The following is an 8,679-nucleotide window of genomic DNA, read 5'->3' on the forward strand; positions in this document are numbered from 1 at the left end:
AAGTGTAAGATAATAAGCTTTAGTTTCGCGCGGCCACGCGAGGCTAAAGCTTATTAGCCGTCTCGCTGAGCGATTTTTATAAAAAAAATGATTAGTGAGCCACTTTATTGGATCGAGAGTTCGATGGGTCGTACCAAATTACTTTTAGCTACTGATGTTACATCGTTAAATATATGGCAAGTAGGGCAGAAAATAAAAAATAATCTTCGGTTAAGCCACAAGCCAAATCTTTTTATTTTGTTTTAATTTTTCTCGCTTAATACCAAATCAAAAGATTTGGCGACTTAGTAAAAGAGCACCGCCCTTTGGAACTAGCCTAAATTGCCGTATTTGCTATATATAGTGTTGTAAGTAGTTGTTTTTTGTTTAGCTTACATTGCTCCAATCACAAATGGAATTTCAGAGTTTTTAGCATAATCTCTTGAAAAGCCAGAATTTTTACCTTTTAAAATTATTCCAGAACTTTTTGCAGTTCCTTTAAATCCATCGTTACAATCGACTTCTAAATTCAGGTTTTTAATTTTTCCATTTTCAGAAAATTCAGTTTTGGAAAAGTCAACAATTATATTTTTGTCTGTTTTAAATTCAGATGCTATTTTCGTCAATTCGCTTTCAGTTGTGTTTTCCGTAATTATTAAGAATACTTTTTCAGAATCAGTTGAATATTTTGTTTCCGATTCCTTTGAACAGCTTAATATTAAAATTCCGACTAGTACTAAAATTGTTTTTTTCATTATTTGTTTTTTCTATTAGTAACTTATTTCTTCATTTTGTTACAATTTGCTCAAAATTACTTACAACTAGTCAGTAACCTCATTTTATTGCGTTTATTTCGCCAATAGGGTTGTGTAAACGCACGTTTTACATTTCTAGCTATTATTAGGTTACTATTTTTCTCACAATTTAAAACTATTTTCTGTACTACAAATACGTATTTGTGTAATTGACCCAATTTTATGTGTACCATGCATTAAAATAGTTTAAACCCGTGGTGTTTGTAGATGGTTTTAGAAGGCGGTTTTGAGTGTTTTAAGAGAGGTAGTGAGTTAAGCAGTTATGGTTGGTTAACAAAGCTGTAATGCGTAAAAGTAGAAGAAGCGTAAATGGACGAAGTAGAACTTGTAAAATCAGCACTAATATTTGATAATTCTTATAGAACTACTTTGTTGGGCACAGTTATTTTGTTAATTTATCTAGTTCTTTATTAGAGAATTTTACCATAGATTTTGGCATTGTTTTAGATAATTCATCAAACTTATTTTTTGTTTCTAATTCAAAACTTCCATTTGCCTCAAATTGATAAGTTAATTTAGTAAATAATCCAAAATATGTATAATGTTCATCCGATATCATTATTTCAATATCATTTGGGTTCACATTTATGTAAGAATCATTTTTTGCGTAACTACCCATTACACGCAAAACTGCTAATTCAACTTCCTTTTCTGGACCGTTAGAAGTTAACCTTTGATACCGTTTTCCATCGCTAAAAAACATCCCTGTTTTCATTGGTATTAATGTAACAAAAAAAATACCTGTGGATGCTAATGCTCCAATTAATATAATTATTGGATTGTTTAAATGAAGTAAGAAATATAAGCTAACCAAAATTAAGGCAAGGATAAGCGACGCAATTGGGCCTGCTAGAATTATTTTCGCAAAAATCTTACCGTTTTCAGGATTGTCATTTTTAGGTATTGTAGCTGCAATTCCGCCATAATGACCAATATTTTTATTTAGATAAACTTTAATTTTATTGTTTTCCCTTTTTATTCCCAAAGGACCAACTACAAAAATTTCAAACCTAAAACCTTGAGCTAATCCGGAAAGCAAATGACCCAATTCGTGAACGCCAAGAACAACAAATAACATAATTACAATGCCTAATATTTCAATAATTTTTGCTGTCATTTACGGTGTTTGTTTTTAGTTGCGCACAACGATTTGGCTATGAGTAGTACGGCGCTTAAATCTTGCCGATTTTGTGGTCTTTACAAATATAAACTAACATTCCTCAAAGACCTTGTGTGCGCGTTAATTAAAGCCGTTGTTAGCTACAGTGGGTACACGCCCAGTAAGTACGCTTCTATTCTTATTTTGTCTACGCTAAGCTGTTTAGAACGCGTTTGGTATTTTAGTTATTTCTAGTGTACTTAGCTTTTGGTTTTGCCTAAAACCTTAATTCAAATTACGTTCTTTTAATAGCGTTTCTAATTTCTTATCCTTTTTAGAATTTTTTATTATTTTGTAAATAAAGTAAATAGGAAGTAACATCGGAAGAAGAAAAGCAATTAAGTTTTTCTTAGAACCTAAACTCCAGGCTACAACCGCAACACCAATTGCAAAAGCACTAAATATTTTTCGGTTTTTCAATTTCTTTTTCTTGGCTAATAGATCTTCATCTGTGAGTTTATATAGTTCTGTTTCCTCCATATATTTTAATTTTAAAATTCAGTTTCATTAAAAAGCAAAGTTTAAGTAAGGTCTTTATATTTGCTTAATCAATTACTTTTTTTTGATGAAATAATTGTGGTTTTCTAATATAAGCGGCAAATATTGTCGCCATAACAATTAGAATTGCCACTTCATACGGTTTTCCTTTATACATATGAATAAAGACAATAAATGTCATATAAAATGCCAAAAGACTACTTCCTATAATTACTGTTTTGTTGTATAAAAATAAAGCAGTTGAAATTAACAGAAATACGCCAGTAAGTATGAGTATTGTACTATTTGTAACAATTTTTTCAGTTTGATTTGAATTCAGGATTTTATCCAATGCGTTTGGAATATAAAACAAAGTTATTATTAGTGATGGCAACCACATTAGTATTTTTGAAAAGATTTTTTCGGCTTTCATATTTTCAGTTAGTTTAGCTTATTTTTTTATTTAGTTGTATTCGCAATACCTTCCTTTTTTTAGTGCCTTCTACACATTCTGTAGCTAGTATTTTAAATTGATACTTATTAAACATCCACCGCTTTCTTCCTTAATTAAAACATACTTAGATTTAAAAATAAAACAACTCGAAATTAGAAACAATCCTAAAATAAAAAATGTATAGTTCATATTATTTTTTTTATTTCTTATAACGTTGTTTTAAGTGGTAAAGTTTGCAAGTAAATCATAAGTAGAAAGTACGTGGTACAAGCCCTTCAGGATTCGCAAATATGCAAGAAGCTAGCAATGAATTTTATATGGTGTTGTATATAGTGTTTTTTAGAAATTTCAATAGCCAGCATATTGAATGGTAATGATAGTTGTGTTATTTAAATATTCAATATCAAGTATTTGTTTTCCGTGATTTATCATATTTTCATAATAATGTGAAAATTGATCAAACTCTTTTCTCTGTTTTTCATTAAAATAACATAAATACAACCGTTTGTAAACTCTTTCTGATTCATTATCCTTTTTATAATTTTTCTTTTCATAAACAAAGAAAGTATCAAATTCAAAATCACCAATTTTAATATCTTTTCTAAAGTAATTTCCTGTAGGATGCACTCTGTCAGTATATCCCATTATATTTTCATTATCTAAACCTGGTAAATTACAATCGCTACATTTTTCGTAAAATAATGTGTCATTTTTAAGTTTATTAACATAGCTTGTTAAAAAAGGATATTTTAGGTTAATGTAATCCAATTCAATGTGGTTATTCTGAATATCAGTTTTTAATTCCGATTCAATATTTGAATGCGGTTCAGTATTTTTTATTTCGTTTTTACACGAAATGCTGATTAAAAATAGAATGAAAATCGATATGTAATTCAGTTTTTTTGACATTGTGTACAATGGTTGGGCTATGATTAGTACGGAAATTATAAAGCGATTAATTTCCGATTAAGCACATAGCCATCCCGACGCTTCGGGATTTGTTTTGTTTTAATTTTTCTTCTTTAATACCAAATCAAAAGATTTTGTGGGCTTATAAATATACACAGACCATTTGTTTAAGCCAGAAGCCCGTATTGTTTATAGGTTTTGTTAACAAACGTTAATTTTGTTCAGTCTTAATTAAATCTCCGTTTTCATTATAGTATTTCCAAGCTCCAGATTTTATATCATTAACATAATTGCCAATAGACATTAAATTCCCATTTTCAAAGAGAGACTTTCTTTCACCAAACTGTTTTCCTTTAACGTACTGTCTAATTACCATTAATTTTCCAGATTCGTAATAATATTTCCATTCTCCATCTTTTTTTCCATCAATATATTTTCCAATATTTTTGAGCTTTCCTGTTTCGTAATAGTAATTCCATTCACCTGTTTCAATATCATTTTTGTATTCACCTGTTTTCATTAATCCACCATTTCTATAATAAAAAACAGAACTTCCATTCTTCAAATCGTTTTCATATTTTATTTCAAAAACTAATCTATCTTTCCCTCCTTTGTAATATTCAGAATTGATGTCTATTTTCCCATTTTTATATTTTTTATCAAAAGCTAATTGCTCTTTTCCATCTTTAAAGTATTTTTTCCAAAGTCCATTTTTTTCTCCATTTTTATAATTACCTATTTCCTCTAAGTTTCCACTTGAACGATAATATTCCCAAAGCCCCTCTTTAGTTTCATTTAAATATTCTCCTATGGCATAATCTCCATTCTTTTTAATCTCTTTTTTATCTTGTGATTGGCAAGAAAACAGAATAAAAACAATTAGTATAGTTATATAATGTCGTTTTTTCATAATGGTTGCTAATGTTTGTGTGTATGATTAGTTTCGTGTTTAAAGCGATAAAATTAATAAATAAATCAGAGATAGGAAATCCGCTAGTCCCGACGCTTCGGGATTTGTTTTGTTTTATTTTTTTCGGTTTTGCCCTAAATTCCGCATTATGTTTAGGCTTTGTTGTCATTAGTTTTTTGCAAATTCAATTAACTGTTTAAAACTTCCTTTATCAGCTTCTTTTAAAGCATTTATATATTGATTTCTTGTTTCGTTAGCTTTAACTATATTTGATTGATGCCAAGAAAATATTTCATTCCCAAATATTGATTCCATAATTATATCAGCCATCATTCTAGAGTGTCTCCCATTGCCATTAGGAAAGCAATGAATGGATACTATGCGATGCTTAAATCTTATAGCTATTTCTTCAGGTGGAAAAGTTTTGTTTTCTATCCAATACTTAGTGTCGTCCAGTAAATTTTTTAATTCAATTCCAATTTGTGTCCAAGAAATTCCAATGTTCTTTTCAGTCTTTCTAAATTCACCAGCCCATTTCCATACATCACCATACATTTTTTGGTGCAAGTCTGTTACAAATTTTTCAGTTAAAATTTTTTCAAGTTTGAATTTTGTATGAATAGTCCATTCGACTGCTTTTTCAATGTTCAATTGCTCAAATTCATCTAGTTCTCCTTGAGTAGTTATAGACTTTATTTTAATACCTTCCTTTTCTTCTTCGTCTAAAGGTGTTTGTCCATCTTTATAATTGAATGCTAATCCCATAATGATTTTTTCATCTCTCGTTTTATTTCACTAGCAAGCTCTTTTATGGTTTTATCTATTTTTTCATCTCCAATTCCTTGGTCCTCCAATTTCATATTTTGGTTAGTTCTTAATACTATTTTTCGGGCCAACTTTTCGGCCTTTAAGTTTATTAGACTTTCAATGGTTCCATCTTTCGGAATAAAACCGTAGATGAATTTCATATTCAAGGCATTGCCAACATCTTTTAATTTATTAATGGTTATCTGACCTGTGGCTTCGCGTTCCTCGATTTTTTGTATGGCTCCTTTAGTTAATTTAAGTTTGGTCCCTAATTGGTCCCTTGTCATATTAAGAGTAGTTCTAATAGTATTAACCCATCCCTTTTGTGGGACCAGGACCATTCCTGCATCTTTAAAATTTGCTAATTTTTGGTCCAGTTGTTCTATGAGTAATTTTTTTTTGTTTCTCATTTGATGATATTTTATACATATAAGTATATTATAAAATTTAAAAGTATACAAATACGTATAAAAAAACAAATAAAAAAATACATATATGTATCACTAATTTTGTGTTATTAAATTAATGCTAACGTTTATGTATTAGAAACATAGGGCAGTTGATAAGCACTGAATTTCGGTTTGATACTAAGCCATCCCGACGCTTCGGGATTTATTTTGTTTTATCTTTGTTTGTGTCAAAGCGAAATCCCAAAGATTTCGCGACATTATAAAAATACGTAGACCTTGGCGTTTAAGACTTAAGCCCGTATTACGTTTTGGCTTTGTTAGCATTTGTTGTTTCCGTTAGAGTGCTTAATTCCGTTTGTGTTAACAGTGTATTCTGTAAATTACTTATAAAGGAGTTTATATAAACTTAAACTTGATTTTGTACAGATATGAAAACAAAAAGACAACAAATATTATTGAAATTATTGATGTTAATCCAATAGCGCCATCTATAAATGGATTTCCATTTACGAGTAGAATTGTAAATACACCAGCAAAAGCATTGAACATACCATGAAACGCACCGCACAATAGTGTACTTTCAGTCTTAACTTTGAGAATAGTAAATGCAAAAGAAAAAATTGTGCAAAATATTATGAATGCTATTGTGCCAAATACTAAATTCTCGTTACCATAATTATAACCTTGTAAAATTAGAGGAGCATGCCACAATCCCCAAATGACACCCGTTAATAAAGAATATTTAATCAGACCTAGACCTTTAAGTTCATCCCAGAGGTAACCTCTCCATAAAATTTCTTCGGTAAAACCAAATATTAAATTAATTGTAAACCCTGCTATAATTGCACTTAATATGGCTAAGGGGATTATCAGTAATGGAGAAGGAGGTAAATTTGCATTACTTGAAGCATTCTCACCTGCTAATTCTTGTATTTTTAAAATTAGTTCTTCATTTGTGGTAATTAAATTTGAAAACATTTCAGGGAAAAAGTGTGCTAAAGAAAAAGTCAAAGTTAGTATAATTATTACCCAAGTTAAAAACATTAAAATTGGAGAAATAATTTTTTTTAAGTTTAATTTTTTGAAATCTATGTACTTTAAGACTAAATTTTCTTTAGTGATTAGAGAGTGAATGGAAAGCGCATATAGAGGAGTTGGCATATAAAAAACAGCAATATATATTATTGCCATCGAAGTATCTTTTATATAGTGGTATCCTATTCCACTTAATATCGTCAGAATTGCCAAAATGGATAAAACACTCTTTAAACTCTTATTAGCCATATTGGATTTTATTTGTGAAACACTTTATATGTAGTAAGTAGTCATTTTTATTTATTTGTTACAATTTGAATTGTATTTAAACTTTTGAATTATTAATTCAGTAATCAAACTTGCTATAAGGTCCATCTGCGAAAATATAGAAGTCTGCCAAAATGCTTTTTTACAATAAATACTAACGGTTCGTATAAGGTTAGTGCGGGGCAGAAATCCGTTTGATTTCCAGCTACGCACAAAGCAAAACCTTATGGTTTTGTGTTTTCTTTTTTTTCTATCAAAGCAATCCCGACGCTTCGGGACTAAAGATTTCGCGACATTATAAATATAGACAGACCTTGGTGTAAAAACCTAAGCCCGAATTAATTATTGGCATTGTTAGCAATAGTTTTTATCGGTTTCCCCGCTAAGGTTTCGAAATTATAGTAATTATCAGTTTCATATATTCTGAAGACTTTTTTCACATAACTTTTATTGATTTTTTGAATAAGTTTTTCAATTTTTTGGTCTGAAATTGACTTGTCCGCAAATACTCTGAAATGAATTTCAGAGTCCAATTTTCGTTGATGATATTCATCTAATGGATTAAGGTTTTGTTTAAACCTAATAATATCGGTTTTAATTGAATCCAGTCCATTACCATATTCCGATATAGTAACGATTTTATTATTAATAGTTCCAATAAAAATTTTCATACCATATTTACTATATAGTCCTACACGTTCAACTTTGATGGCATTAGGTAATGTGAATTTCACTCCACTTTGTTTGCTCAAAAAGTCAAAATAGTTTTTAGCTCTGATCAATTTAAAGTTTCCATCTATTGTTGAATCGTTAATGTTATTAAAGGAAAGAGTATTGTTGTTTTTTGAAAGAAAATATTCTATAAACATTGTTTTTGTTGAATCTTTCACCAAAGTTTGATAAGGCCATTGTTCAACATAATCAAATTCAATTTTGGATTCATCCGCTGTCCATTTTACAGTTTGAGTATCGCCCTCCATAAATATCAGACTATCTTGGTAAAAGTACATTCTGGTAAATCCATCATTTTCCACCCCGTACCACTTTCCGTTTATTTCTTTTTCAAATGAGTTTTGTCCACATGACAGAATTGTCAGGGCTAGGATGAAAATGATGATGTAATTTTTATTTTTCAAAATTATAGCTAACGTTGTTGTATATGGTTTGTTTCGTGTTTCAAGCAACTAATTTAGTAAAAATTACCAACCAAGAAAGTCCGCCAGTCCCGACGCTTCGGGATTCGTAAGTCGGCAGTGACCAAGCAATTAATTATACACAGTGTTGCCCACAGTATTTTAATTTGTTAATGTTAATTCAATTGCCAATTGATTGTATTTATTTCTATATTTTCTAAAAGATTCATTATTGTTTTTCCAGACTTTTCTCCATTTTCCTTGATTTAATCGCCAACTATTTTCATTTGTTTCAGCAGGAACAGTTCCAATTGCAGGTTCGTA

The 8,679-nt window shown here is 29.8% G+C and carries 10 protein-coding genes; all 10 read right to left on the reverse strand.

What is annotated here, in order from left to right:
- Positions 1 to 371: 371 nt before the first annotated feature.
- Positions 372 to 734 (reverse strand): hypothetical protein, encoded by a 363-nt coding sequence (locus M4I21_RS18105; RefSeq protein ID WP_249560640.1) that lies wholly within the window; start codon positions 732 to 734, stop codon positions 372 to 374.
- A 442-nt stretch (positions 735 to 1,176) separates the two neighbouring features.
- Positions 1,177 to 1,911 (reverse strand): M50 family metallopeptidase, encoded by a 735-nt coding sequence (locus M4I21_RS18110; protein ID WP_249560641.1) that lies wholly within the window; start codon positions 1,909 to 1,911, stop codon positions 1,177 to 1,179.
- A 267-nt stretch (positions 1,912 to 2,178) separates the two neighbouring features.
- Entirely contained in the window at positions 2,179 to 2,433 is a 255-nt protein-coding gene (locus M4I21_RS18115; protein WP_249560642.1) for a hypothetical protein, read from the reverse strand.
- A gap of 64 nt (positions 2,434 to 2,497) precedes the next feature.
- Positions 2,498 to 2,863 carry a hypothetical protein gene (locus M4I21_RS18120; protein WP_249560643.1) on the reverse strand — a complete coding sequence of 122 codons (366 nt, stop codon included), beginning with the start codon at positions 2,861 to 2,863 and terminating at the stop codon, positions 2,498 to 2,500.
- A gap of 369 nt (positions 2,864 to 3,232) precedes the next feature.
- Positions 3,233 to 3,793 carry a hypothetical protein gene (locus tag M4I21_RS18125; protein ID WP_249560644.1) on the reverse strand — a complete coding sequence of 187 codons (561 nt, stop codon included), beginning with the start codon at positions 3,791 to 3,793 and terminating at the stop codon, positions 3,233 to 3,235.
- A gap of 211 nt (positions 3,794 to 4,004) precedes the next feature.
- On the reverse strand, positions 4,005 to 4,703 hold the full coding sequence (locus M4I21_RS18130; RefSeq protein ID WP_249560645.1) for a toxin-antitoxin system YwqK family antitoxin: 699 nt from the start codon (positions 4,701 to 4,703) through the stop codon (positions 4,005 to 4,007).
- A 168-nt stretch (positions 4,704 to 4,871) separates the two neighbouring features.
- Positions 4,872 to 5,468 (reverse strand): mobile mystery protein B, encoded by a 597-nt coding sequence (locus M4I21_RS18135; RefSeq protein ID WP_249560646.1) that lies wholly within the window; start codon positions 5,466 to 5,468, stop codon positions 4,872 to 4,874.
- Positions 5,459 to 5,920, reverse strand: coding sequence for a mobile mystery protein A (locus M4I21_RS18140; protein ID WP_249560647.1), 462 nt, complete (start codon positions 5,918 to 5,920; stop codon positions 5,459 to 5,461). The genes M4I21_RS18135 and M4I21_RS18140 overlap by 10 nt, the downstream gene beginning before the upstream one ends.
- Before the next feature lie 396 nt (positions 5,921 to 6,316).
- Entirely contained in the window at positions 6,317 to 7,204 is an 888-nt protein-coding gene (locus M4I21_RS18145; RefSeq protein ID WP_249560648.1) for a CPBP family intramembrane glutamic endopeptidase, read from the reverse strand.
- 356 nt (positions 7,205 to 7,560) lie between these two features.
- On the reverse strand, positions 7,561 to 8,358 hold the full coding sequence (locus tag M4I21_RS18150; protein WP_249560649.1) for a hypothetical protein: 798 nt from the start codon (positions 8,356 to 8,358) through the stop codon (positions 7,561 to 7,563).
- Positions 8,359 to 8,679 lie beyond the last annotated feature (321 nt).

The organism is Cellulophaga sp. 20_2_10 (assembly GCF_023476645.1).
Classification (GTDB): Bacteria; Bacteroidota; Bacteroidia; order Flavobacteriales; family Flavobacteriaceae; genus Cellulophaga.